Source organism: Caballeronia insecticola (assembly GCF_000402035.1).
GTDB lineage: Bacteria > Pseudomonadota > Gammaproteobacteria > Burkholderiales > Burkholderiaceae > Caballeronia > Caballeronia insecticola.
In genome coordinates this window covers 1,083,652-1,107,565 of sequence record NC_021287.1, presented here as the reverse complement: position 1 = coordinate 1,107,565, position 23,914 = coordinate 1,083,652, and the positions used below count along the sequence as shown (strand labels likewise).

The 23,914-nt window shown below is 62.7% G+C and carries 24 protein-coding genes; 12 read left to right on the top strand and 12 right to left on the bottom strand.

The window, feature by feature from the left end; all coding sequences use genetic code 11:
• The first annotated feature begins 103 nt into the window (after positions 1–103).
• The 4 genes from BRPE64_RS05040 to BRPE64_RS05025 all read left to right on the top strand — a co-directional run bounded on the left by BRPE64_RS05040 (position 104) and on the right by BRPE64_RS05025 (position 2,628).
• A complete protein-coding gene (locus tag BRPE64_RS05040) occupies positions 104–340 on the top strand; it encodes a (2Fe-2S)-binding protein (protein WP_044041262.1) in 237 nt (78 codons plus the stop codon).
• A gap of 342 nt (positions 341–682) precedes the next feature.
• The gene (locus BRPE64_RS05035; RefSeq protein WP_044041261.1) at positions 683–1,411 is read left to right on the top strand and encodes an energy transducer TonB; all 729 of its coding nucleotides are present in this window, start codon (positions 683–685) and stop codon (positions 1,409–1,411) included.
• A 29-nt stretch (positions 1,412–1,440) separates the two neighbouring features.
• Positions 1,441–2,187, top strand: a complete 747-nt coding sequence (locus tag BRPE64_RS05030; RefSeq protein ID WP_016344957.1) for a MotA/TolQ/ExbB proton channel family protein — start codon at positions 1,441–1,443, stop codon at positions 2,185–2,187.
• Positions 2,188–2,205: 18 nt separating this feature from the next.
• Entirely contained in the window at positions 2,206–2,628 is a 423-nt protein-coding gene (locus BRPE64_RS05025; protein ID WP_016344956.1) for an ExbD/TolR family protein, read from the top strand.
• A 390-nt stretch (positions 2,629–3,018) separates the two neighbouring features.
• Here BRPE64_RS05025 and BRPE64_RS05020 read toward each other — a convergent pair whose 3' ends face one another.
• Entirely contained in the window at positions 3,019–3,981 is a 963-nt protein-coding gene (locus BRPE64_RS05020; RefSeq protein ID WP_016344955.1) for a LysR family transcriptional regulator, read from the bottom strand.
• Between the two features lie 140 nt (positions 3,982–4,121).
• Between BRPE64_RS05020 and BRPE64_RS05015 the strand changes: the two genes are divergently transcribed.
• The 4 genes from BRPE64_RS05015 to hemP all read left to right on the top strand — a co-directional run bounded on the left by BRPE64_RS05015 (position 4,122) and on the right by hemP (position 6,484).
• A complete protein-coding gene (locus BRPE64_RS05015; RefSeq protein ID WP_016344954.1) occupies positions 4,122–4,994 on the top strand; it encodes a pirin family protein in 873 nt (290 codons plus the stop codon).
• 166 nt (positions 4,995–5,160) lie between these two features.
• Complete coding sequence (locus BRPE64_RS05010) at positions 5,161–5,559, top strand: OsmC family protein (protein WP_044041260.1); 399 nt, start codon at positions 5,161–5,163, stop codon at positions 5,557–5,559.
• 39 nt (positions 5,560–5,598) lie between these two features.
• A complete protein-coding gene (locus BRPE64_RS05005) occupies positions 5,599–6,087 on the top strand; it encodes an SRPBCC family protein (protein WP_016344952.1) in 489 nt (162 codons plus the stop codon).
• Positions 6,088–6,235: 148 nt separating this feature from the next.
• Entirely contained in the window at positions 6,236–6,484 is a 249-nt protein-coding gene (gene hemP / locus BRPE64_RS05000; protein ID WP_016344951.1) for a hemin uptake protein HemP, read from the top strand.
• Between the two features lie 288 nt (positions 6,485–6,772).
• On the opposite strand, the gene BRPE64_RS04995 is transcribed toward hemP, so the two are convergent.
• The 6 genes from BRPE64_RS04995 to uvrB all read right to left on the bottom strand — a co-directional run bounded on the left by BRPE64_RS04995 (position 6,773) and on the right by uvrB (position 12,949).
• The gene (locus BRPE64_RS04995) at positions 6,773–7,186 is read right to left on the bottom strand and encodes a GlcG/HbpS family heme-binding protein (RefSeq protein ID WP_044041259.1); all 414 of its coding nucleotides are present in this window, start codon (positions 7,184–7,186) and stop codon (positions 6,773–6,775) included.
• A gap of 36 nt (positions 7,187–7,222) precedes the next feature.
• Positions 7,223–8,626, bottom strand: coding sequence for a 4Fe-4S binding protein (locus tag BRPE64_RS04990; protein WP_173405435.1), 1,404 nt, complete (start codon positions 8,624–8,626; stop codon positions 7,223–7,225).
• Positions 8,623–9,474, bottom strand: a complete 852-nt coding sequence (locus tag BRPE64_RS04985) for an FTR1 family iron permease (RefSeq protein WP_016344948.1) — start codon at positions 9,472–9,474, stop codon at positions 8,623–8,625. Before BRPE64_RS04985 ends, BRPE64_RS04990 begins: the two co-directional genes overlap by 4 nt.
• A gap of 80 nt (positions 9,475–9,554) precedes the next feature.
• Positions 9,555–9,899, bottom strand: coding sequence for a cupredoxin domain-containing protein (locus BRPE64_RS04980; protein ID WP_016344947.1), 345 nt, complete (start codon positions 9,897–9,899; stop codon positions 9,555–9,557).
• Positions 9,900–9,954: 55 nt separating this feature from the next.
• Positions 9,955–10,500 carry an iron transporter gene (locus BRPE64_RS04975; protein ID WP_084675721.1) on the bottom strand — a complete coding sequence of 182 codons (546 nt, stop codon included), beginning with the start codon at positions 10,498–10,500 and terminating at the stop codon, positions 9,955–9,957.
• 352 nt (positions 10,501–10,852) lie between these two features.
• Entirely contained in the window at positions 10,853–12,949 is a 2,097-nt protein-coding gene (gene uvrB / locus BRPE64_RS04970) for an excinuclease ABC subunit UvrB (protein WP_044041969.1), read from the bottom strand.
• Positions 12,950–13,399: 450 nt separating this feature from the next.
• Between uvrB and BRPE64_RS04965 the strand changes: the two genes are divergently transcribed.
• Positions 13,400–14,599: an amino acid aminotransferase gene (locus tag BRPE64_RS04965; protein WP_016344944.1), complete on the top strand. Its 1,200-nt coding sequence runs from the start codon at positions 13,400–13,402 to the stop codon at positions 14,597–14,599.
• Positions 14,600–14,723: 124 nt separating this feature from the next.
• Here BRPE64_RS04965 and BRPE64_RS04960 read toward each other — a convergent pair whose 3' ends face one another.
• The gene (locus BRPE64_RS04960; protein WP_016344943.1) at positions 14,724–14,936 is read right to left on the bottom strand and encodes a hypothetical protein; all 213 of its coding nucleotides are present in this window, start codon (positions 14,934–14,936) and stop codon (positions 14,724–14,726) included.
• A 261-nt stretch (positions 14,937–15,197) separates the two neighbouring features.
• On the opposite strand from BRPE64_RS04960, the gene BRPE64_RS04955 reads away from it, so the two are divergent.
• On the top strand, positions 15,198–15,743 hold the full coding sequence (locus BRPE64_RS04955) for a hypothetical protein (RefSeq protein WP_016344942.1): 546 nt from the start codon (positions 15,198–15,200) through the stop codon (positions 15,741–15,743).
• A gap of 63 nt (positions 15,744–15,806) precedes the next feature.
• Here the strand turns inward: BRPE64_RS04955 and BRPE64_RS04950 are convergent, their stop codons facing one another.
• Both BRPE64_RS04950 and BRPE64_RS04945 read right to left on the bottom strand, forming a co-directional pair.
• On the bottom strand, positions 15,807–17,219 hold the full coding sequence (locus BRPE64_RS04950; protein WP_016344941.1) for a lactate utilization protein B: 1,413 nt from the start codon (positions 17,217–17,219) through the stop codon (positions 15,807–15,809).
• A gap of 25 nt (positions 17,220–17,244) precedes the next feature.
• Positions 17,245–17,979: a (Fe-S)-binding protein gene (locus tag BRPE64_RS04945; RefSeq protein ID WP_044041258.1), complete on the bottom strand. Its 735-nt coding sequence runs from the start codon at positions 17,977–17,979 to the stop codon at positions 17,245–17,247.
• A 192-nt stretch (positions 17,980–18,171) separates the two neighbouring features.
• Here BRPE64_RS04945 and BRPE64_RS04940 point away from each other — a divergent pair, with 192 nt between their 5' ends.
• Positions 18,172–19,008, top strand: coding sequence for an IclR family transcriptional regulator (locus BRPE64_RS04940; protein WP_016344939.1), 837 nt, complete (start codon positions 18,172–18,174; stop codon positions 19,006–19,008).
• Positions 19,009–19,091: 83 nt separating this feature from the next.
• On the opposite strand, the gene pbpG is transcribed toward BRPE64_RS04940, so the two are convergent.
• A complete protein-coding gene (pbpG, locus tag BRPE64_RS04935; RefSeq protein WP_016344938.1) occupies positions 19,092–20,288 on the bottom strand; it encodes a D-alanyl-D-alanine endopeptidase in 1,197 nt (398 codons plus the stop codon).
• 771 nt (positions 20,289–21,059) lie between these two features.
• Between pbpG and BRPE64_RS04930 the strand changes: the two genes are divergently transcribed.
• Entirely contained in the window at positions 21,060–21,635 is a 576-nt protein-coding gene (locus BRPE64_RS04930) for a phasin family protein (RefSeq protein WP_016344936.1), read from the top strand.
• 171 nt (positions 21,636–21,806) lie between these two features.
• Here the strand turns inward: BRPE64_RS04930 and lpdA are convergent, their stop codons facing one another.
• Positions 21,807–23,891 (bottom strand): dihydrolipoyl dehydrogenase, encoded by a 2,085-nt coding sequence (lpdA, locus tag BRPE64_RS04925; protein ID WP_016344935.1) that lies wholly within the window; start codon positions 23,889–23,891, stop codon positions 21,807–21,809.
• Positions 23,892–23,914: the final 23 nt, after the last annotated feature.

Below are 23,914 nucleotides of genomic sequence, written 5' to 3'. Positions count from 1 at the left end.
GCTAACTCGCCGGCTCTGTTACAAAAAACACAGAGCCCCGCTTGCAAAGGCGCTGATACTGAATGATAATAATTCGCATTAACGCAAGCTATCGCGAACGATCATGATTGTCTGTGTCTGCAAATCAGTGTCCGACCGCAAGATCAGATCTGCCATCGCCGGCGGAATCGACTCCTTCGACGAGTTGCAGTTCGAACTCGGCGTGGCCATGTGCTGCGGCAAGTGTGAAGAAAGCGTTCGCGACGTGATGGAACAAAGCGGTGTCTGCGCATCGCGCTGCGGCGTCGAGCAGCGGGAAGTCGTGGCGCCGCTCACGTTCTACGAGCGCCAGGCCGCCTGAGGCATCCCGCAGTATCCCGCGCGGTCCGTGCCGCGCAATCGACGGCGCTCGATTGTGACTCGATCGTCACTTGCCCGTGCCGTTCGGTCATTAATCGCCTCCCGCAAGCCAGGTTACCTTCGAACATCCGGTCACTTTAGCCAGCCGCGCAACCCCGACCCCTGGAGGGAACGATGGAATTGCTGATCGGTTTCGTGACCACCCTGTTTATCTCCCTGCTTATTTTCCGAAAATGACGTCTGGTTTCCTCCACGCCGAGCGCGTGCGTTCGTTGGATTTCGAGTTGAACCTGGAACGCAGCGCCATCGGCACCCTACGCAGCATCGCAAGCAGCCAATAAGAATGCAGTCCCCGACCACTTCTCCCGCCGCATTCCAGACGGCGCCGGCAACCAGCACGAGTCCGCGCGTCATCGCGGCTTGCGTGGCTGTCGTCGTTATGCACGCCGTGCTTCTGGGCGTCGCGATGACCGCGCGCAACGAGCCGCTGCCGCGCCCGATCGAAGCGAAATCGATCACGGCCCAGCTCATCAGCGAAACGCCGCAGCCCGCGCCGCAACCCGTTGCCGTCGAAACGCCGCCGCCGAAACCGGTTCCGCAGCCCGTGCCGAAGCCGCTGCCCAAGCCCAAGGTCAAGCCGAAGATCGAGCCGAAGCCCACGCCGATGCCAGTGGCCGAAGCACCGTCGCAGATCGCCGCGCCCGCGCCCGAACCCACGCCGCCCGCGCCGCCGCAACCGGCGCCGGCGCCCGCCGCGCCCGCTATCGGCAAGCCGAGCATGGATCTCGCCGCGCCCAAGAACGTCGCCCATCTGAGTTGTAACATCGCCCAGCCAGACTATCCGACGATGGCGAAGCGTCGCGGCGAAACCGGCACGGCCACGGTGCGGCTGACTGTCGGCCTCTCGGGCAAGATCGAAAACGTCACGCTGCAGAAGAGCAGCGGCTCGTCGCGTCTCGATGATGCGGCGCTCGAGGCGGTACGCGGCAGCGCGTGCAGCCCGTACAAGGAAAATGGCGAAGCGATTCGCGCGACCGCCACGGTGCCATTCGTATTCAGTCTGAACGACTGACCGGTTCATTTAGATACAAGGAAAGAGAAATGCAAAACTACGGGATTGCGCACGTCTGGGCGCAAGGCGACTTCGTGACGCGGGGCATCGCGCTTGCGCTCGTGATCATGTCGGTGCTGTCGTGGACGGTGATCGTCGTGAAGGCGTGGAACGTCGTGCGGCTGAAGCGTCTCACGAAGAACGCCGAGCAGGCGTTCTGGCACTCCGACGACTTCAACGACGGCATCAAGAAGCTCGGCAGCCAGTCGTCGAGCCCGGCGGACAACCCGTATCTCGCGCTCGCGCTCGCAGGTCAGGAAGCGTCCGAGCATCATCATCAGACGCAACCGCATCTGCACGACCGCATGGACGTGTCGGACTGGATCACGCGCTGCCTGAAGGACGTGATGGACGAAGGCGTCGGCCGCATGCAGTCGGGTCTCGCGGTGCTCGCGTCGATCGGTTCCACGTCGCCGTTCGTGGGGCTGTTCGGTACCGTGTGGGGGATTTATCACGCGCTGCTGACCATCGGCGCGACGGGCCAGACGTCCATCGATCAGGTCGCGGGCCCGGTCGGCGAATCGCTCATCATGACCGCGTTCGGCCTGTTCGTCGCGATTCCGGCGGTGCTCGGCTACAACGCCCTCACCCGCGCGAACAAGGGCATCGTCACGAAGCTCAATCGCTTCGCGCACGGTCTGCACGCCTTCTTCGTGACGGGCGCGAAGCTCTCGTCGACCAAGCGCCCGGCGAACGCCTCGGCCGACAGCCTGCGTCTCGCGACGCGCGTCAGTTAAGCGAAGGAGGTTCGCATCATGGCCATGAGCCCTTTCGCCGGTGACGAAGACGACGGCATGATGAGCGAGATCAACATGACGCCGCTCGTCGACGTCATGCTGGTTCTGCTGATCATTTTCCTCGTCACGATTCCCGCGATGCACCACGCGGTCAAGATCGACCTGCCGCACGCGAGCAGCCAGCCGCAGGACGAGAAGCCGGAGCACGTGAATATCGCGATTCAGGCCGACGGCACCACGCTGTGGGACGACAAGCCGGTCGACGAAGCCACGCTCAACGCGCGCATCGCACAGGCCGCGCAGCAGAATCCGCAGCCGGAGATTCATCTGCGCGCGGACCGCAAGGTGGCGTATGAAAAGGTCGCTGATCTGATGTCGGCGGCGCAGTCGGGCGGATTGACGAAGATCGGCTTCGTCACCGAGCCCAAGAGCGGCAAATAAGGTTTCGGTGCGCCCCTTCGCGGGCGCGGCGGAACATGCGACTTAAAAAAAAGCTCAAACGCAAGACCCAAACGCGAGCCCCAAAGTAAAAGGCCTTCATCGTCGGATGAAGGCCTTTTTTGTTGCGCGCTCGGCGCATTCGGGCGAGGCGGTCACTTTGGGCTCGAATAGCCGGAACCGGAAGTGCCGTCACATGCGACAGCCGTGGTCGACACGGACAACGCAATCAACCCTATCAGGCTTACCATAAAAGCAGCCGTGAATTTTCGCATAGGAGCTCCGTAGCGAAAGAGTCCTCAATATACAGCCGGGAAATTTGCCGTTCAATTGAATCTGACCATCGCAAGCGCGTGCTTCAATGTCATAAAGCATGAGCGCCGCGCATTGCGTTCAAACTGTTTCGCGTTCCGGCGTTTCGTGAACAGGACATTCTCCGGGAAAGCGCTGACCGCTGCCGATCGACTCGACGAGAAAATCCACGAACGCGCGTACCGCCGGGACCATGCCCTGCCGCGACAGAAAAACCGCATAGAGCTGCGGCGAGGGAAAGGTCCAGCCGGGCATCACCGGCGACAACTGGCCGGTTCGCAACGGCGCGCCGTACATCATCTCGGGCAGCGCCGCGATGCCGACGCCGCGCATCACGGCCTCGCGGATCATCGACAGGTCCGCCGTGACGAGCCGCGGCTCGTGCTCGAACTCGTGGCGCGTGCCGTCCGGCGCAATCAGGCGATAGACATAGCGGCCGTCGGCGGAAGGCATGTCGATGGTGTCGTATTGCGCGAGATCGGCGGGGGTCATGGGCGGCGCATTCGACTTGAGCAGCGACGGCGCCGCGACCAGCATCTGCTCCGTGCGCCACAGCGGCCGCGCGACGACATTCGAGCTCGCGGGCGGCTCCGAGCGCACGCGCAGCGCGACATCGATCGCGTCTTCGAACAAGTCGACGACACGGTTCGTCACGCGCAACACGATGCGCACTTCCGGATAGCGGTGCATGAAATCCGGCATCACGGCAGAGAGAAACGTCTGCGCGACGGTGACCGGCACGCTCACGCGCACCGTGCCGCGCGGCGAATCGCGCAGGCTCTGCACGACGTTGACCGCCGCCTGGGCCTCGGCGAGCATCGCCTGACAATGCTGATAGAAGAGCTGCCCGGCTTCGGTCAGCGCAAGTTTGCGCGTGGAGCGCTGCAAGAGGCGCACGCCGAGCGACGCCTCGAGCTCGGACACACGACGCGACAGGCGCGACTTCGAGATGCCGAGCACGCGCTCCGCGGCCGAAAATCCGCCGTGCTCGACGACGTGCGAGAAATACATCAGATCGTTCAGGTCGTGCGAGTCGGCTTTCATGATTTCGGCGTGTGAGGCGGTTCGTTATCGCCAGCGGGACAATCCATTGCGCCACGGCGTCTTTTACGGCGAAATGCGGCCCATATAATAGCTCTGTGTATCAAATTCATCGCTATTCCCCTATTTCGAGGCGAGACAACATGTCCACCAGCCGCAGCATCGAGCGCATCATTCCGGCGACCCGCACCGTCGAGGGCGGCGGATTCGTCGTGCATCGCCCGTTTCCGACCCGTCTTCTGATGGATTTCGACCCGTTCCTTCTGCTCGACGAAATGGGCCCCGCCGATTACGCGCCCGGCGAGGCGAAAGGCGCGCCCGATCATCCGCATCGCGGCTTCGAGACGGTCACTTACATGCTCGACGGCGAATTCGGCCATAAGGATTCGGCGGGACATTCCGGCACGCTGCGACCCGGCGACGTGCAGTGGATGACGGCCGGCGCGGGCGTCGTGCACAGCGAGATGCCGGCCGAGGAATTCACGCGCCGGGGCGGCCGCGTGCATGGCCTGCAGCTATGGGTGAACCTGCCGAAGCGCGACAAGATGATCGCGCCGCATTATCAGGAGATTCCGTCGGCGAAGATTCCGGTCGCGACCAGCGCGGACGGCAAGGCCAGCGTGAAGGTCATCGCGGGCGAAGCGCTCGGCGTGAAGGCGGCGATCGAAACCCGCACGCCGATTCTGTATCAGCATTTCTCGCTCAAGCCCGGCGCGAAGCTCGACCTGACCGTACCGCGCGATTTTCGCGTGTTCGCGTATCCGCTCTCGGGCACGGCGCTCTATGGTCCGCAGAATCAGCCGGTGCGCGCGCAGCAGATGATCATCTTCCGCGACGACAGCGACACGATTTCCTTCGCCGCGGGCGGCGAGCCCGTCGAACTGCTGCTGATCGGCGGCGTGCCGCTGAAGGAGCCGGTCGTGCGCTACGGCCCGTTCGTGATGAACACGGAGGACGAGATTCGTCAGGCCGTCGTCGACTATCAGGCGGGACGCATGGGCGCAATTACGCACTGAGTCAGCACTGAGTCAGCACTGAGCCTCGCCTGAACGGCGTGGTTAAATCCAGCGAAACGGCGCGGCATGAACGGTCACATTGCGTCACAATGACCGTTTTGACCGCGCCGTTTTCGTTCATTCTCGCGTAGTCATTCTCGCAGTCGGACCACAACAGGAGCAGCGCATGGCCGGACCTTCCGTGACCGCCAGCATCGGCAATACCGATTTTCAAGTCCGTCTCAAAGACGGAACGCACGAATGGATCGCCGACGAACCCGCCAGTCTCGGTGGCGGCGACACCGGTCCGGAACCCGCGTCGCTCCTGCTCGCGAGTCTGGGCGCCTGCACGTCCATCACGCTGAAGATGTACGCGAAGCGCAAGGAATGGCCGCTTGAATCGGTGCATGTCGAATTGTCGATGAAGAGCACCGCCGAAGGCACGAACATCGATCGCCGCATCGCGCTCGGAGGCGCTCTCTCCGACGAACAGCGGGAACGCCTTTTGCAAATCGCCAATGCGTGCCCCATACACAAGGTGCTGTCCGGCGCGATTCACATCGCGTCCGATCTTGCGCCGCAGTGAGGCATCGCGGGCACAACGAACGTCCAAGGAACCGTCGTCTTGAATTTCGAACACCTGATCCAGATCAACGATCCGCTCAACCCGCTAGTCGATACGCTCACGCGCGATCAGCTCTGGGAAGGGCTCGTGCTGCGCGCCGAGCAGCCGCAACTGTTCGTGCTGGGGCTGGATAGCTGCAACATCCTCTCGCGCGACGGCGACGTGCTAGAGCGCGAACTCCACTACGGACAAGCCGTCGTGCGCGATCGCGTGACGCTCACGCCCGGCTCGAACGTGCGCTACGACATCCTGCCGACCGCGGAATACGTCGGCGGATCGCTCACGATGACAATCGAGCAGCCCGACGAGCTTCAACTCTTTCTGCGCTTCACCTACAGCACGACGCTGCCCGATAACGCCAATCCGAGCCCCGACGAGCGTCAGACGCAGGAGATCGTGAAGTCGGCGTATCGCGAATCAGATATCGACACCGTGCGGCTGATTCGCCAGTTCGCGCACGGCCGCAAGGGCGAAAACCCGTTGCACTGAACGCCTTCCCGATGCGGCTGCGAATGATTCGCCGCCGCATCGAGTGCGGCTATCAAAAGTTGTGCTTCAATGCAAAACTCTAGTTGCAAATAGGAATAATTATCATTTACTATAGACCCATCGAATCAACGAACGCACACTTCCAGACATGACCGACACGCTGCGATCCTCTACGCTCAGGCTGCGCCGCCCGGCTGTCCGCGACGCCGCGATTACCCGCCCGAAGGCCACGGCCATCACGACGGTGCATGTCGCGCAGGCGGCGGAGAGCAACGGCGAGCGGTCGCTCAAAAGCGACGCGCTGCTGCAGGGACGCAGCCACGTGAGCATCGTGCATAACGGGGAGATCTATCAGCTGCGCGCCACGCGTCTGGGCAAGCTGATCCTGACGAAGTAACGGCTAGAGCGGCAAGAACACGCAGTAAGCACCGGGTATTGTGGGGACCACCTCGCCAAGAGGTGTTTGGCCTTAGCCAGCGAGGACGACTTGCACGCGAGAATTTAGACCCCTTCGTGCAAACACCAGCCAGTCGTCGATAGCAAGCGAAGCCGCTTTTTTTGGTTCCCGCGCCAGCGCGATCCGCCAGCTCGAAGCGACAAAAGTCGTGCAATGAGCGGCAGCGCCATGATGATTCATCGAACAACGGCACGTCCTTCCTTGCGAAGGCGTGCCGTTTTCGTTTGCTCAGACGTTCTCGATTCCCAACGCCGCAATGCCGGCGCGCGCGATCTGCGCATCCTGTTCCGACTTCACGCCCGACACGCCCACCGCCCCGACGATATCCGCGCCGACGAAAATCGGCACGCCGCCTTCGAGCATCGCGGTCAGCGGCGCGGAGAGAAACGCCGTGCGGCCCTGCTTGATGGTGTCTTCGTAGACCTTGGTCTCGCGGCGCCCGAGCACCGCAGTGCGCGCCTTGCCCGTCGCCATTTCGGCCGTGCTCGCGCCCGCCCCTTCCAGACGATGCAGATGCAGCAAGTGTCCGCCATCGTCGACGATGGCGATCGTCACGTTCCAGTGGTGTTCCCTGGCATGCGCCTCGGCGGCGGCGGCCATCGCTTTGACGTCGTCGTCGGTCAATACGGGTTTGGTTCTCACTTCGTGCTCTCGTGGACGGTTGATCGGGTTATCGGTTTATCGGCTGAAGCCCCAGAACATCAGGTACCACGCGCTGTCCGCGACGGCCAGCGCAGCGACAAACCATACCATCGACGGGAGCCTTCGACCAAGCGTCGTCGCATAGCGGCCGATCACGCGCCAGGCGAGCCACGCACTCCACGCATTGGCGACGAACAGCAAGCCCAGCCGCAGGTCCGTCACCCACCAGAGCGGCACGTGTTCGGCGCGCAACAGCGACACCGTGGTCGCCGAGAGACCCAGAAACACACCGCAGCCCGCGAGCGGAATCAGCGAGAGCGTCAGATGATGCAGGCGCGTCGCGTTCAGCTTGCCGAGCATGCGCGTGCTCATGGCGAGGAGCGCCAGCAGCGCGGTGCCGTAGACGAGTCCCGTCACCACGATATAGCCGATCACCATCGTGCCGTCGAGCCACGAAAAGACGTCGTTCTGCTCCGGATAATGCGTGAACAGGAACCACGGCGCGTTGGTATCGAGCGGCCAGAGAATGTTGTGATCGATGAGCCAGGCGGCGAAATACTGCTTCAGATCGACGAACCAGGTGCTCACGGTCCAGTGAAACGCGCCGATCGCGATGCCGAGCAGACCGTACAGAATGAGCGCCGTGTCCCACGGGTTCGCTGCTTTGTCACCGAGCGAGACGACTTCCTCGGTCGGCGAGCGCCACGTGAGCGCGATCGCATCGCGATGGCCGCTGCATCGGCCGCACATATGGCAGTCCGCGGCGCCCTTCATGTTGCGCAAGGGCACGAGCGGCGCGCAGTTGATCGGAATCACGCGATGACCGTGTTCGCCCTGCGTGTACGAGCGGCGCCACGCGTCTTCGCTCACCTTGAAGTGGAACGGCGCGAGGCGCGCGAGCAGCGAGAACACGCCGTTTACCGGGCACAGATACTTGCACCACACGCGCTTCTCGCGGCCGTACAACACGCCGACGATCATCGCGCCGACGGTCGAGCCGCCAAGCACGAGCAGCACGGCTTTCGGATATTGATAGACACTGACCATCTGTCCGTAGATGGTCGTCAGGCCGAAGGCGACGAACGGCCAGCCGCCCCAGCGCATCCAGCGCGGAATCGCCCAGCCGCGGCCGAACTTGCTCGCGAACTCGGACAACGCGCCTTCGGGACACAGCACGCCGCACCAGACGCGGCCGAGCATCACCATCGAGAGCAGCACGAACGGCCACCAGATGCCCCAGAACACGAACTGCGCGGCGAGCGTGAGGTTGTTCCACAGATGCGCGGAGCCATCCGGCAGCGGCATCACGGCCGGCACGATGATCAGAAACGCATAAACGGCAACCACGACCCACTGAATTCCGCGGATCGTGCTGCCGTGACGCTGCATCCATTGGCCGGCTTGTTGAAGCCGGCCCGGTCTGGTTAGGACGGAACTCATGCTGGCCGGCTTGCCGCCTTTTGTTTTTGCGCCATCCGGTTATTCGAATGACGCAGCAGAAGATAAATGACGATCCAGTAGACCGCGTACGCAACGAGGTTCATGCCCGCCGGATGCGCGCGATAACCCGTGAGTGTCGCGACGAGCGAACCGAAGGTGCTCGAATCGTCGAGAATCGCGGACGTATTCCACACCTGATTGACGATGACCGGCAGCACTTCCATGTCGATAAGCTTGTCGACGCCCGTTTCGAACAGACCCGCCGCGAGGAGCAGCAGCATGATTTCGGTGACGCGGAAGAACGTGCGCCACGAGAAGATCTTGCCGCCCAGCTGCAAGATATAGAACGTCAGCAGCGCAAGCCCGAAGCCGATGATGATCGCCACGTACTGCGACGCGTCGACGTGGCCCGATTGCCCGAAGCCCACGCCATAAAGGAACACGGCGGTCTCGCTGCCTTCGCGCGCGATCGCCAGTGCCACCAGCAGCGCGATGCCCCACCAGTGACCGTCCTGCGTGCTCTTCTGCAGCGACGATTCCATGTCGCGCTTGAGCGTGCGCCCGTGCCGCTTCATCCACAGGACCATCTGCACGATCAGCACGCACGCGACGAGCACCATCGCCGTCTGAAAATAATCCTGCGCGTTGCCCGAGAGGACTTCGGTGAAACCGATGAGCGCCGCGCCCAGCGCGATCGCCGCGATCAGACCCGCCGCGACGCCGAACCACAGATAAGGCAGGCCGCGGCGCGCCTGATGGTCGCCGTTCTTCAGCCACGCGTAGAGAATGCCGACGACGAGCAACGCCTCGACGCTCTCCCGCCACACGATGAAAAGTACCTGCCCCATACCATTCCTCCAGCCATTCCACTTCAACCGGCCGCGCGACGACAGCCCGCGCGGCGCGTTTCGTTACCTCGGCAACACAGTTACTTCGCGACGATCACGCCCTGCGCGCTCTGATGAAAGTCGTCGAAGAACTTGTATTCGCCCGGATCCAGCGGCGCGATCACGACGAAGGAATCGGCGCCTGGCGCCAGGACCTTCTCCTTGCGCAACTGCACGCTTTCGAACTCGGCGGCGCCCTTGCCGATGTTGTGCACTTCGATCTTGATGCGCTGTCCGGCCGGCACTTCGATGCGCGCCGGGTTGAGCTTGCCGTCGTTCATTTCGAGCTTGAACGTCGGCAGATCGGCGGCGTGCGCCACGTTGGCGCCCGCGGCCGCGGCGAACAGCGTCAACGCGAGCGCGGCCGCCTGGCTTGTCAGTTTCATGCGGACTTCCTGAGAATGAACGCGCCCGGCGCACTTCGCCGGGCGCTACCGGCGATCAGTAACCGCCTTTCTTGCCGATGCCCGCGAACGGGAAGTCGTATTCGATCGTGAACGGCTTGAACCACGGGCCCACGCCCGTTTCCTTGTCCGTGTGACGGCCGAACGCCATGTGGCCCGTTTCCGTCGGCGGGGAAATGTGCAGCTTCAGGTGATACTTGCCCGGACCGAAGAGCTTCACGTTGTCGCCGTAGTGCGGGCCGTCGCTCGCGACCATCGCCATCAGGTCGCCCTTGACGCTCTGCGTCGAGCCGACCTTCGTGAGTTCATACGTCACGTTCAGATACGGCATCCAGTCGCCTTCCGCGAAGCCGGTCGGATTGTTCTTGACCGCGTGAATGTCCGCCTCGAGGTGGATGTCCGAATCCGACGCCTTGCGCATCATGCCTTCCGGCGACATCGTGATCGGCTGGAGGTAGACGGCGCCGGTTTCCATGCCGCCCTCGATATGCTGCTTGCCGATCGGATATTCGGCGGCGGAGGCGGCCATCATCGCCGTCAGACCTGCGGCGGCGACCAGGCCGCGCATCAACGTTGAACCCATCAGAAACTCCTTCTTGTTATCGACTGGCGCGCGATACGCGAGCCTTGCCACTGAATGCCGGACCGGCGCATACCTCCCGTTGGAACGGTTCGGACCGGCGTCCTGGCAGAGCGGCGCTAAGGCAGCGTTAGCATAACTCTGTGAACGTTAATACGAACCATTCTCAATGCTTGGCAGTTTATCATCTATCGACCCCCGGAACAATTTGAGCAAGCTTACAAACCTAGGCGCGGTAAGGCTTTTCGCGCCCCGAGCGAGCGTGCACGCGCGATAAAAAAGCACGGCGAACGCGTGGGTTCGTCGTGCTTCTTGGTTTTGCCGCCGGGAAACAATTACAACAAGCTTACCTGACTCACTTTCCGCCGATACCGCTCACATGGTCGCCGACATTCGCGCCGAACACGCGCTGTCGCAGCAGCGCCAATTGGTCGCGGGTCTGGGCCGCCTTCTCGAATTCGAGATTCTTGGCGTGATCCATCATCTGCTTTTCGAGGCGTTTGATTTCCTTCGCGATCTGCTTCTCGCTCATGTCCTCGAACTTCGCGCGCACCTGCGCTTCCTTCAACTCGGCGCGGGCTTCGTCGGCGTTGTAGACGCCATCGATGATGTCCTTGATGCGCTTCTCGACCCCGCGCGGCGTGATGCCCATTTTCTCGTTGTGCGCGATCTGCTTCGCGCGGCGCCGCTCGGTTTCGTCGATGGCGCGCTTCATCGAGTCGGTCATGTTGTCGGCGTAAAGAATCGCCTTGCCGTTCACATTACGCGCCGCGCGCCCGATGGTCTGGATCAGCGAGCGTTCGGCGCGCAGGAAGCCTTCCTTGTCGGAATCGAGAATCGCGACGAGCGAGACTTCCGGAATGTCGAGCCCTTCGCGCAACAGGTTGATGCCGACGAGCACATCGAACGTGCCGAGCCGCAGATCGCGGATGATCTCCACGCGCTCCACCGTGTCGATGTCGCTGTGCAGATAGCGCACCTTCACGCCGTGGTCCGCGAGGAATTCGGTCAGCTGCTCGGCCATGCGCTTGGTGAGCACGGTGACGAGTACGCGCTCGTGCACGGCCACGCGCGCATGGATTTCGGAGAGCACGTCGTCCACCTGCGAGCGCGCGGGCCGCACTTCGATGGCCGGATCGACGAGCCCGGTCGGCCGCACGAGCTGCTCGGCCACCTGCCCCGCCTTGCCCTTTTCGTAGTCGGCGGGCGTCGCCGACACGAACACGGCCTGGCGCATCTTGCGCTCGAATTCGTTGAACTTGAGCGGCCGGTTGTCGAGCGCGCACGGCAGGCGAAAACCGTAATCGACGAGATTTTCCTTGCGCGCGCGGTCACCGTTGTACATGCCGTTCAACTGGCCGATCAGCACGTGTGATTCATCGAGCAGCATGAGCGCGTCCGGCGGCAGATAGTCGACGAGCGTCGGCGGCGGCTCGCCGGGCATCGCGCCGGAAAAGTGCCGCGAATAATTCTCGATGCCCTTGCAGAAGCCGAGTTCCTGCAGCATTTCCAGATCGAAGCGCGTGCGCTGCTCGAGGCGCTGCGCCTCGACGAGCTTGCCCTGCGAGTGAAAGAATTCGAGCCGCTCGCGCAGTTCCAGCTTGATTGCCTCGACGGCACGCATCACGGTATCGCGCGGCGTCACGTAGTGCGAGGACGGATAGACGGTAAAACGCGGAATCTTGTTGCGCACGCGGCCGGTGAGCGGATCGAACAGTTGCATGGCTTCGACTTCGTCGTCGAAGAGTTCGACGCGCACCGCCATTTCCGCGTGCTCCGCCGGGAAAATGTCGATGGTGTCACCGCGCACGCGAAACGTGCCGCGCGAGAAATCGGCTTCGTTGCGGGTGTACTGCATCGCGATCAGCCGCGCGATGATGTCGCGCTGGCCGAGCTTGTCGCCCGTGCGCAGCGTCAGGATCATCTTGTGATACTCGGACGGATTGCCGATACCGTAGATCGCCGACACCGTCGCCACGATCACGACATCGCGGCGCTCGAGCAGGCTTTTGGTGGCGGACAGCCGCATCTGCTCGATGTGATCGTTGATCGACGAATCCTTCTCGATGAAGAGATCGCGCTGCGGCACATACGCTTCCGGCTGGTAGTAGTCGTAGTACGAGACGAAGTACTCGACCGCATTGCGCGGAAAGAACTCGCGGAATTCGGCGTAGAGCTGCGCGGCGAGCGTCTTGTTCGGCGCGAACACGATCGCCGGGCGCCCCATGCGCGCGATCAGGTTGGCCATCGTGAAGGTCTTGCCCGAGCCGGTAACGCCGAGCAGCGTCTGGAACGAGAGACCGTCCTCGATGCCTTCGACGAGCGTGGCAATGGCCTCGGGCTGATCGCCCGCCGGAAGATAGGGCTGATACAGCTGGAACGGCGAGCCTTCGAACGTGACGAATTTCGACTCGTCCAGTTCTTCGGGAGATTCGATGAGTGTGTCGGACATGAGATTCGAGTGCGTCGGCGCCGGAGCAAACACCTATTCTAGCGGCTGACGAAAAACACGCGCGGTACGCGCGAGGGGAACGAAAACAGGCACGCGAGGCATCGCCTGCTCGCCGGGTTCCGATGCAGTTGGGGCTTGTGAGATCGATCTCAAGCGCCAGGCTTTGCGACCCTTTTAGTCGGTTCGCATTGCGGCGGTCAAAAGTGCGGATGCGTGAAAAACCCGCATCTTCAGCTAACGGGCGGCGAAAAAGCCCGGCCGGATTCGCTACAATGTGCGACTGGGCTCTACGGCGGGCACCGGACGCCCGCACAACGGTGCGTCAGCGCAGCACCAGCCGCCGAAGACGCCACGCGCACTGCATCGCCTCGCCTACCGCGCCTACTACGCCTCCCCGGCTTGCCGGGCGCAATCCCGCCGCATCGTCTTTTTCTCACTGCCGATTAGATCATGTCTCTTTTTTCTGCCGTCGAACTCGCTCCCCGCGACCCGATCCTGGGCCTGAACGAAGCCTTCAACGCCGACACGCGCACGACCAAAGTCAATCTGGGCGTCGGCGTCTACACCAACGAGGAAGGCAAGATTCCGCTGCTGCGCGCCGTGCGCGAAGCCGAAAAAGCGCGCGTCGACGCTGCGCTGCCGCGTGGATATCTGCCGATCGACGGCATCGCCGCGTATGACTCCGCCGTGCAAAAGCTTCTGCTCGGCAACGATTCGCCGCTGCTCGCCGCGGGCCGCGTCGTGACGGCGCAGGCGCTCGGCGGCACGGGTGCGCTCAAGATCGGCGCGGACCTTCTGAAGCGCGTGAATCCGAACGCGATCGTCGCGATCAGCGATCCGAGTTGGGAAAACCACCGCGCGCTCTTTGAAAGCGCCGGCTTCGAAGTCGTCAACTACCCGTACTACGACGCCGCCACGCACGGCGTGAATTTCGACGCCATGCTCGCGGCGCTCAACGGCTACGCGGCAGGCACGATCGTCGTGCTGCACGCGTGCTGCCATAACCCGACCGGCGTCGATCTGTCGGATGCGCAGTGGCAGCAAATCGTCGAAGTCGTGAAGGCACGCAATCTCGTGCCGTTCCTCGACATGGCGTATCAAGGCTTCGCGGAAAGCATCGATGCGGACTCGGCCGCGGTGCGTCTGTTCGCGGCGTCGGAACTGAACGTATTCGTGTCGTCGTCGTTTTCGAAGTCGTTCTCGTTGTACGGCGAGCGCGTCGGCGCGCTGTCCGTCATCACCACGGGCAAGGAAGAGTCGGCCCGCGTGCTGTCGCAACTGAAGCGCGTGATCCGCACCAACTATTCGAACCCGCCGACGCACGGCGGCTCGATCGTCGCGGCCGTGCTGGCGTCGCCGGAACTGCGCGCGACCTGGGAGCAGGAACTGGGCGAAATGCGCGACCGCATCCGCGCAATGCGCAACGGGCTCGTCGAGCGCCTGAAGGCAAGCGGGGTCGATCGCGACTTCTCGTTCGTCAGCAAGCAGCGCGGCATGTTCTCGTACTCGGGCCTGACGGCGCCGCAAGTGGATCGCCTGCGCGAAGAATTCGGCATCTATGCGGTGAGCACCGGCCGGATCTGCGTGGCCGCGCTCAACACGCGCAACCTCGATGTCGTCGCGAATGCCGTCGCGGCCGTACTGAAGTAAGCCAGTCCGCGCGTCCGACTGCGCAAGAAAAATGGCGCCCTGCGAGGGGCGCCATTTTTCATTGGCGGCGAACGATGCTGCGCGGCGCTTTCAGTCGTGCGTTCAGTCGTGCGCTGTGGTTCGCTCAGAGCGTCTTCGACACGGCCGGCACCGCGGCGTCATCGGCATCGACGAAACCGTAGGAAATCGCGCGCGCCAGTTCGGCGCTCACGCCCGCTACACCCGCTTGCTCGTGCCGCTCGATGGTCGCGCCGCCCTCGCCCGTGTGCATGCAGAACGCCAGCGCGATCGGCAACAGGATGACGACAGGCCAGTAGGTCGATATTGTCTTTCTCATTTTGACTACCTCGAATCAATGTCGCAGCGGAACGAAGGCCCACTTAGCGACGCTTCGAATGTTACGCAATCGGCTGCGTCTGAAAAAGACGTTTAAAAGCAAAGGTTTGTTGCGCTGCAAGCAAGATATCGTTTTATCGGCCGATTCATGCGCGGCGCTCAGGCTTGCGCGCTGCCGTCATAAAGGCTTACAAAGTTGTCGGGACATTGAAGCGCCGACGCTGTCTTACACAATAACGCTTCAACCAATCACTCCACGATCATGAAATCCGCAGTCGCTGGTCTTTTGTTTGCATCGTCCGCCGCTTTGCTCGGCGGTTGCGCCGCGTATCCCGACGCATCGGGTTATTACGGCGGCGGCTATCCGCAGGGCGTCTACGACGATCCCGGCTATGGCTACGGCGGCGGCTATTACGGCGGCCCGGTCGTGCAGCCGGGCGTGGTCGTCGGCGGCGGCTATTACTCGGGTCCCGCGTATTACGGCCCCGGCCCGCGCCGATACTGGGACGACGGTCCCGGCTGGCGACGCCCGCCGCCTCCGGGAGGCTGGAACAACCACGACCACGGCGATCGCGGCGGTCATGGCGGCCCGCCGCCCCAAGCCGGTGGCGGACGTCCCGGCGGCCCGCCACCGCAGGCAGGCGGCGGCAACGCGCCGATGCCCCGCGCGGTGGGCGGCCCGCCGATGCGCCCCGCTGCGCCACCGCCGGCCAACGCGGGTGGCGGCGGAAATCGTAGCGCCAATGGCGGCAACAGCAGCTACGGCGGCGGCCCGAACAAATGGCATACGGGGCCGGTCGGCAACTAAACTCGCCATGAAAAACGGCGCCTGGACAAAATCAGGCGCCGTTTTTGTTTTGCGATGCCGCGCTCAGCCGAGATGCGAATGTTGCGCCTTATACAACTCGCGGAACGTCCGGCCGACCGGCGCGGGCATATCGCGTGTGCCGGTCCAGCCCGCGCCGAACGGTAGACGCGCGATCGACTTCCGGCTGCCGCCCATGCGTTCGAGCACCCGCACTGCGAGTTTTGTGAAAAGCCCGTAAGCGCCGGGACGCAGTGCGAGATAGCCCCAGATTCTGAGCGCGGCGCGTTCGCTCCATGGCCGTAAGCGCCGCTCCATCTGCTTTTCGCGCAGCTTGCGCAGCAGATCTGAGAGCGGAATGCCGACCGGACACACGCTGTTGCACTCGCCGCAAAGCGTCGCGGCCTGCGGCAGATCGAGCGCGCGGTCGATGCCGACATACGCCGGCGTCAGCACCGAGCCCATCGGTCCCGGATACACCCAGCCGTAAGCGTGCCCGCCGATCTTCTGATAGACCGGGCAATGATTCATACACGCGCCGCAGCGGATGCAGCGCAACATCTCCTGAAATTCCCCGCCGATAAGCCCGGTACGCCCGCCATCGACGAGCACGAAGTACATGTGCTCGGGACCGTCGGTTTCGTCCGGCGCGCGCGGGCCGGTCAGCAGCGAGAAATAGTTCGAAATGGTCTGCCCGGTCGCCGAGCGCGGCAGAAGGCGCATCGCGGTCGCGAGATCTTCCAGCGTCGGCAGCACTTTTTCGATGCCCGTCACCGCCACGTGCACGCGCGGCATCACCGTGCACATGCCTTCGTTGCCCTCGTTGGTCACGACCGCGACCGAGCCCGTCTCCGCGATCAGGAAGTTGCCGCCCGTCACGCCCATATCCGCCGACATGAAATGCGGACGAAGCACTTCGCGGGCCTCGCGCGTCATGTCGGGAATATCGGTGAGACGCGGCTTGTTGTGCGTCTTCGCGAAGAGATCGGCGATCTGCTCCTTATCCTTATGGACGACGGGCGCGATGATATGACTCGGCGGCTCGTTGTCGTTGATCTGCAGGATATATTCGCCGAGATCGGTTTCGATGGACTGCACGCCCATCTCGCCGAGCACGCGATTCAACTGCATCTCCTCGGAGACCATCGACTTGGTCTTGATGACTTTTTTCACGTCGTGCTTGCGGGCGATATCCGCGACCAGACGCGCCGCGTCCTCCGTCGATTCCGCGTAGAGCACGATCGCGCCGCGCCGGGTCGCCTCGCGCTCGAAGGTTTCGAGCCACACGTCGAGGTTCTCCAGCGCGCGGTCGCGCCGTTCCTTGAGCGCCGCGCGCGTCGCCTCGAAGTCGATATCGCGCACGGCGCTCGCCCGCGCGCTGACGAATTTGGTCGAGAGCTTGGTGAGATTCTGTTGCAGGCGCTCGTCAGCGAGCTTGCTGCCCGCGCGCGCCTTGAAGTGCATCGTCTGAACTTGCATGTCGGGATGTCCTCTCGGCGGTTGTTCAGGCGCGGCCTTGCACGTCGCCCGCGAGCACCTGCGCGATATGCAGCACGCGCGTGGTCGTGTCGCCGGTGCGGCGCAGACGCCCTTCGATATTCAGCATGCAGCCGAGGTCGCCGAGCACGACCGCGTCCGCCCCGCTCGCCTTGATGTTGGCGCATTTCTCGTCGACGATCGCCGTCGAAATGTCGCCGTACTTGACGGCGAACGTGCCGCCGAAACCGCAGCAATGCTCGCAGCCCGCCATCTCGGTGACCGGCACACCGGCTTGCGCGAGCAACTCGCGCGGCTGCGTCTTGACGCCGAGCTCGCGCAGGCCGGAACAGGAATCGTGATAGGTCACCATGCCGTCGAATGCGCCGGGCTCCATGCGCGCCTTCGCGACCGTCACGAGAAAATCGGTCAGTTCGAACACGCGCGGCTGCATGCGCGCGAATCGATTCATCAGTTGAGGATCGTCGCGAAAGAGATCGCCGTAGTGCGCGCGGATCATGCCGCCGCACGAACCGGACGGCACGACCACATAGTCGAACTGTTCGAACTCGCGAAGGGTTTTTTCGGCGAGATCGCGGGCGAGCGGCCGGTCGCCGGAGTTATAGGCGGGCTGGCCGCAACACGTCTGCGACGGCGGCACGACGACCTCGAAACCCGCGCGCTCGATCAGCTTGATGACCGAGAACCCGATCTCGGGGCGCATCATGTCGATAAGACAAGTCACGAATAATCCGACTCGCATGGGGGCGTTTCCTGTTTTGTAGAAGTGATTTGAACGCCCGCCGATTATCCGCGAAAACGCCCTTCGGACGCGGCTTCCGACGTTATCGAACGAAACGGCCCGCATCATTGCCCCGATGCAGCGTTCGCTTTTTTCACATTATGAGATACAATTCCCATTCCGCTGTTTGACGCATCAACCGATTCTTCCCCGATGAGCGATACGAACCCGGAATCCAAGACGTCCATTCAGGTGATCGAGCGCATGATGCGTCTTCTCGACGCCCTCGCCGGTCACACCGATCCCGTCAGCCTGAAAGAGCTCTCGCAGAGCACCGACCTGCACCCGTCCACCGCGCACCGCATTCTGAACGACATGGTGCTGTGCCGTCTCGTGGATCGCTCCGATCCCGGCACGTACCGGCTCGGCATGCGTCTGCTGGAACTCGGCAATCTGGTGAAGGCGCGTCTTTCGGTGCGCGAAGCCGCCATGCCGCCGATGCGCGAACTGCACCGGCAGACCGGGCAGACCGTCAACTTGTCGGTGCGACAGGGCGACGAGATCGTGTATATCGAGCGCGCGTATTCGGAGCGTTCGGGCATGCAGGTCGTGCGCGCGATCGGCGGTCGGGCGCCGCTGCATCTGACATCGGTCGGCAAGCTCTTTCTCGCCGCCGACGAAGCCACGCGCGTGCGCGCCTACGCCATGCGCACCGGCCTTTCGGGTCACACGCAGAACAGCATCACCGATCTCGCCAAGCTGGAGCGCGAACTCTTGCTGGTTCGCCAGCAGTCATGCGCGCGCGACAACGAAGAACTGGAACTCGGCGTGCGCTGCATCGCGGCCGGTATTTATGACGACACCGGACGGCTCGTCGCGGGGCTGTCGCTTTCCGCGCCGGCCGACCGTCTGCAGGACGCGTGGCTCAAGCAACTAAGCCACACGGCCCTCGAAATCTCGCGCTCGCTCGGTTATCACCCGGAACAAGCGGCAGCCGACGCGCAGCACGCGCTGCAAACGCACCGTCAGGCGGCGGCGCGGCCACAGTAGAAAGAAAACGAAAACGCCATAGAAAAACGGGATTCGCCTTTCGACGAATCCCGTTTGCGTTGGGTCAGCGTCCCGAATGAAGCTCAGGGATTGGCGCCGCTGCCCATGTCGGCACTCATGATGTGCGGCTCGCCGAGCGTATCGAGAAACGAGCGCAACCGGCCCGCATCAGCAAAACGCGAATACTTGCCGTACGAATCCAGCAGAACGATCACGACCGGACGGCCGTTCACGTTCGCCTGCATCACGAGGCATTCGCCGGCCTCGTTGATGAAGCCCGTCTTCTGCAAACCGATGTCCCACGATGCATTCCGGATCAGCGCATTCGTGCTGTTGTAAGCGAGATTGCGCTTGCCGGTATACACATCGTAGCTACGGTCGGTCGAGAATTTGCGAATCAGCGGATATTGATACGCCGCGTTGACCATCTTCACGAGATCGCGCGCGCTGGACACGTTCTGGCTCGTGAGGCCGGTCGAATTTTCGAAGTGCGTGTCCGACATGCCGAGCGATTTCGCCTTCGCGTTCATCGCGGCGATGAACGCCGGACGGCCGCCCGGGTAATAACGCGACAGCGCCGCCGCCGCGCGATTCTCCGAGGCCATCAGCGCGATATGCAGCATGTCTTCACGACTCAGCTCCGAGCCGACTGCGAGACGCGAACCCGTGAACTTCTCGTAGTCGCGGTCTTCGTCGGTGACGGAGATTTCATCGGTAAGCGGCATGTGCGAATCGAGCACGACCATGGCCGTCATCAGCTTGGTGATCGACGCGATCGGCACGACGGCGCGCGAGTTCTTGTCGAACAGCGTCTCGGACGTGCTCTGATCGACCACGTAGGCGACGCTCGAGCGCAGTGCGAGGCTGTCGGGCGTGTCATGCAGCCCGAACGCCTGGCCGACCGAAGCGGCGCGCGGCTGATAGGCCACCGAATGCATAGCCCCGCGGCGCGCATGCGGTTCCATGCGATACGAAACGCGGCGCTTGCGCGAGGCGCGCGGTGCGTCGTCGTCATCTGCGGCGGTGACCTTGGCCGCCTTCGCGGGCCTGGGCGCCTTGAGCGAGGTCTTCGCCACGCGCGCGGGCTTCTCGGCCTGAGCGGCAGATTTCGCGGATTTCCTGGCGGATTTGGTTGCGGTTGTGTTTGCGGTCTTCGCGAGGGCTTCAGCCGGAGCCGCTGCGAAAGATGTCGCTACTGCGATGGAGACGGCAATCGACAATGCTGAGCGCACCGCCATGCCATGCACCACCTTCAACGACGAAAACATTTCGGTTTTCATTAGTGTTCTGTTGGGCGGCTGGGAGTACCGCCAAGTGTAGTGAAGCTACGAAATTTAAGCAATATTAAGCACTTATCGGAACTCGTTAAACCGAGTTGTAAGCCGTGATTGCATATTGCCAATAAAAAACGCGCCTCGATCGGAAAAAACGATCACTCCGGCGGAACGCTTCTGCCCCGAGCGCGCTTTTACTACACGACGACAAGCGCACTATCGGCAAAACTTTCCACAACTTTAGTCAAACTTGTGAGTTGTTCCAGACAAAACGCAGAATTCGAATCAAGGAGAAAGTCTGGGGACGCGACGGAGATTCACGCGGCGGTTCGGACAGACGAAATGTTAACGTTTCTTCACGAATTTGGTGTACGGCGACGTCTTAAAAATAAGACGAACTTGAGACGACTGCCCTTGTCGCACCGCGGCAGGGCGATTGCGCGCGCCTTCAACGAACATCAAACTTTCATCAGTTTGCGCTTTCATACGTGGAACGACTCGGCTGAATATGTCGCAAAGCCTTGATCCATTGTGTTGCATAGGGTTTCCACCAAGCCCTTTCAAGCGCTTTCGCACGTGAAATAAGTTGTTGTTTAACAAGCGTTTTACCCCAATGGTGCGGCGCACAAAAAGTGCTTGACATCCATCGGAATATCTCTAAAATGGGTCTCATGTTGCGACGCACCAATCGCTGTTGCATCTAGCCGGCGGTCATCATTCGCCGGATCTACCCAAACTACGGCCCGCATTTGATGGGTCGGCCATTAGGAGCCTGAGATGACGCTGTTGACCCCCGAGCAAATCGCCGCTGCACAGAAATCCAACTTCGACACGCTGTTCGGCCTCACGAACAAGGCGTTCGAAGGCATCGAAAAGCTCGTCGAACTGAATCTGCAAGTCGTGAAGTCCACGCTGGCCGAAAGCCAGGAAAACGCGCAACGCGCGCTGTCGGTGAAGGATGCTCAGGAACTGCTCGCACTGCAAGCCAGCCTGACCCAGCCGGTCGCGGAAAAGGTGCTGTCGTATGGCCGTCACCTCTATGAAATCGCGTCGGCCACGCAAGCTGAATTCGCCCGCGTCGCGGAAGTGCAGTACGAAGAGCAGAACCGCAAGGTGCAAACGCTCGTTGACAACGTCGCGAAGAACGCGCCGGCTGGTTCGGAAACGGCTGTCGCCGTGATGAAGTCGGCTATCACCGCCGCCAACACGACGTACGAAACGGTTCACAAGGCAACGAAGCAAGCTGTCGAAATCGCTGAAAGCAACTTCAACGCCGCCGCTACGGCTGCGACGAAGGCCGCTACGCAAGCGACCGAGCAAGCTTCGCGCGTCGCCAAGAAGTCGGTTGCGTAAGTTTGCCGCCGGGCATCGCCCGGTTGCGGTACGCAGCAAGCATCACGAAGAACCCGGCCCTTGCGCCGGGTTTTTTGTCGTCCGCGTTCTGCCGGCGACATTCTTGCGGCCATAAAAAAAGCGCGCTCCCAGTAAAGGAGCGCGCTTTTGCGCTTGCAGCCGTGCGGGAGCTTACTTCTTGCGTTGCGGCGGCAAGTCCGTGCAGACGCCTTCGTACAACTCCGCCGCCATGCCGACCGATTCGCCGAGCGTCGGGTGCGGGTGAATCGTCTTGCCGATGTCGGTCGCATCCGCGCCCATCTCGATCGCGAGACACACTTCGCTGATCAGATCGCCCGCATTCAGACCGACGATGCCGCCGCCGATCACGCGATGCGTCGTCTCATCGAAGATGAGCTTGGTGAAGCCTTCGTCGCGGCCGTTGGCGATCGCGCGGCCGGAAGCCGCCCACGGGAACACCGCCTTCCCGTATTTGATGCCTTCGGCCTTGCACTGCTCTTCCGTCTTGCCGGCCCACGCCACTTCCGGATCGGTGTAGGCAACGGACGGAATCTGCAGCGCGTCGAAGTACGCCTTCTCGCCGTGCGCCGCTTCCGCCGCCACGTGGCCTTCGTGCACGGCCTTGTGCGCGAGCATCGGCTGGCCGACGAGATCGCCGATCGCGAAGATGTGCGGCACGTTGGTGCGCATTTGCTTGTCGACGTTGATGAAGCCGCGCTCTGTCACGCTCACGCCCGCCTTGTCCGCGCCGATCTTGCCGCCGTTCGGGCTGCGGCCGACCGCGAGCAGCACGAGGTCGTAACGCTGCGGTTCGGCTGGCGCCTTCTCGCCTTCGAAGGTCACGTAGATGCCATCTTCCTTCGCCTCGGCCTTGGTCGTCTTGGTCTTCAGCATGACGTTCGCGAAGCGCTTGGCGTTGAACTTCTCCCAGACCTTCACGAGATCGCGGTCCGCGCCGGCCATCAGACCGTCGAGCATTTCGACGACATCGATTTCCGAGCCGAGCGTCGAGTACACCGTCGCCATTTCCAGCCCGATGATGCCGCCGCCCACCACCAGCATGCGCTTGGGCAACTGACGCAGTTCGAGCGCGCCGGTCGAATCGACGACGCGCGGATCGTCCGGGAAGAACGGCAGCTTCACCGCCTGCGAACCCGCCGCGATGATCGCCTGCGCGAACTTCACGACCTTCTTGCCGTCCGGGCCGTTCACTTCCATGTGATGCGGATCGACGAAGTTGCCGACGCCCGTCACCACCTGGACCTTGCGCGCCTTCGCCATGCCGGCCAGCCCGCCGGTCAGCTTCTTGACGACGCCTTCCTTGAAGCCGCGCAGCTTGTCGAGATCGATCTTCGGCTCGCCGAAGCTGATGCCGTGCGACGCGAGTTCGGCCGCTTCGTCGATGACGAGCGCGGTATGCAGCAACGCCTTCGACGGAATGCAGCCGACGTTCAGACACACGCCGCCGAGCGTCGAATAACGTTCCACGAGCACTGTCTTCATGCCGAGATCGGCTGCGCGGAACGCCGCCGAATAACCGCCGGGGCCGGCGCCGAGCACGAGCATGTCGCATTCGACATCGGCCGCGCCGGAGTAGCTGCCGGCTTGCGGCGCGGGCGCCGATGCGGCGGCGGCCGGAGCCGAAGCCGCTTTCTGCGGCGCGGGCGCAGACGCCGGAGCCGCTGCGCCACCGCCTTCGAGCGTCAGAATCAGCGTGCCTTCCGAGACGTTGTCACCGACCTTGACCTTCAGTTCCTTGACGACGCCCGCCGCGGGCGACGGCACGTCCATCGTCGCTTTGTCGGATTCGAGCGTGACGAGCGACTGTTCCTTCTCGACCGTGTCGCCCGGTTTCACGTGCACTTCGATGACGGGAATGTCCTTGAAGTCGCCGATGTCCGGCACCTTCACGTCCTGCACGCCGCCGCCCGTTGCTTTTGCGGGGGCCGCAGCGGGAGCCGCAGCCGCAGCCGGAGCCGGAGCCGGTGCGGCGGCGGGCGCAGCGGCAGCCCCTGCGCCCGCGGTTTCGACCATCGCGACGACCGAGCCTTGCGAGACCTTGTCGCCCTGCTTGACCTTCACTTCCTTGATGGTGCCCGCCACGTCGGCCGGCACTTCCATGGTGGCCTTGTCGGTTTCGAGCGTGATGACGCCCTGTTCCTTTTCGATGACGTCGCCGGGTTTGATATTGACTTCGATGACATCGACATCGGAGAAGTCGCCGATGTCGGGTACTTTTAGTTCGACGAGACTCATGTTGTCCCCTAAGAGATGTGCGG

Excerpts from the sequence above, each read along its gene's own strand:
- BRPE64_RS04955 (WP_016344942.1), top strand. The coding sequence starts at position 15,198 with ATGAAATCCGCAGTCGCTGGTCTTTTGTTTGCATCGTCCGCCGCTTTG.
- BRPE64_RS05035 (WP_044041261.1), top strand. The coding sequence starts at position 683 with ATGCAGTCCCCGACCACTTCTCCCGCCGCATTCCAGACGGCGCCGGCA.
- BRPE64_RS05040 (WP_044041262.1), top strand. The coding sequence starts at position 104 with ATGATTGTCTGTGTCTGCAAATCAGTGTCCGACCGCAAGATCAGATCT.
- hemP (WP_016344951.1), top strand. The coding sequence starts at position 6,236 with ATGACCGACACGCTGCGATCCTCTACGCTCAGGCTGCGCCGCCCGGCT.
- pbpG (WP_016344938.1), bottom strand. The coding sequence starts at position 20,288 with ATGAAAACCGAAATGTTTTCGTCGTTGAAGGTGGTGCATGGCATGGCG.
- lpdA (WP_016344935.1), bottom strand. The coding sequence starts at position 23,891 with ATGAGTCTCGTCGAACTAAAAGTACCCGACATCGGCGACTTCTCCGAT.
- BRPE64_RS05020 (WP_016344955.1), bottom strand. The coding sequence starts at position 3,981 with ATGAAAGCCGACTCGCACGACCTGAACGATCTGATGTATTTCTCGCAC.
- BRPE64_RS04930 (WP_016344936.1), top strand. The coding sequence starts at position 21,060 with ATGACGCTGTTGACCCCCGAGCAAATCGCCGCTGCACAGAAATCCAAC.
- BRPE64_RS05015 (WP_016344954.1), top strand. The coding sequence starts at position 4,122 with ATGTCCACCAGCCGCAGCATCGAGCGCATCATTCCGGCGACCCGCACC.
- BRPE64_RS04985 (WP_016344948.1), bottom strand. The coding sequence starts at position 9,474 with ATGGGGCAGGTACTTTTCATCGTGTGGCGGGAGAGCGTCGAGGCGTTG.
- BRPE64_RS04965 (WP_016344944.1), top strand. The coding sequence starts at position 13,400 with ATGTCTCTTTTTTCTGCCGTCGAACTCGCTCCCCGCGACCCGATCCTG.
- BRPE64_RS05010 (WP_044041260.1), top strand. The coding sequence starts at position 5,161 with ATGGCCGGACCTTCCGTGACCGCCAGCATCGGCAATACCGATTTTCAA.
- BRPE64_RS04945 (WP_044041258.1), bottom strand. The coding sequence starts at position 17,979 with ATGCGAGTCGGATTATTCGTGACTTGTCTTATCGACATGATGCGCCCC.
- BRPE64_RS04990 (WP_173405435.1), bottom strand. The coding sequence starts at position 8,626 with ATGAGTTCCGTCCTAACCAGACCGGGCCGGCTTCAACAAGCCGGCCAA.
- BRPE64_RS05030 (WP_016344957.1), top strand. The coding sequence starts at position 1,441 with ATGCAAAACTACGGGATTGCGCACGTCTGGGCGCAAGGCGACTTCGTG.
- BRPE64_RS04975 (WP_084675721.1), bottom strand. The coding sequence starts at position 10,500 with ATGGGTTCAACGTTGATGCGCGGCCTGGTCGCCGCCGCAGGTCTGACG.
- uvrB (WP_044041969.1), bottom strand. The coding sequence starts at position 12,949 with ATGTCCGACACACTCATCGAATCTCCCGAAGAACTGGACGAGTCGAAA.
- BRPE64_RS04950 (WP_016344941.1), bottom strand. The coding sequence starts at position 17,219 with ATGCAAGTTCAGACGATGCACTTCAAGGCGCGCGCGGGCAGCAAGCTC.
- BRPE64_RS05025 (WP_016344956.1), top strand. The coding sequence starts at position 2,206 with ATGGCCATGAGCCCTTTCGCCGGTGACGAAGACGACGGCATGATGAGC.
- BRPE64_RS04960 (WP_016344943.1), bottom strand. The coding sequence starts at position 14,936 with ATGAGAAAGACAATATCGACCTACTGGCCTGTCGTCATCCTGTTGCCG.
- BRPE64_RS04940 (WP_016344939.1), top strand. The coding sequence starts at position 18,172 with ATGAGCGATACGAACCCGGAATCCAAGACGTCCATTCAGGTGATCGAG.
- BRPE64_RS04980 (WP_016344947.1), bottom strand. The coding sequence starts at position 9,899 with ATGAAACTGACAAGCCAGGCGGCCGCGCTCGCGTTGACGCTGTTCGCC.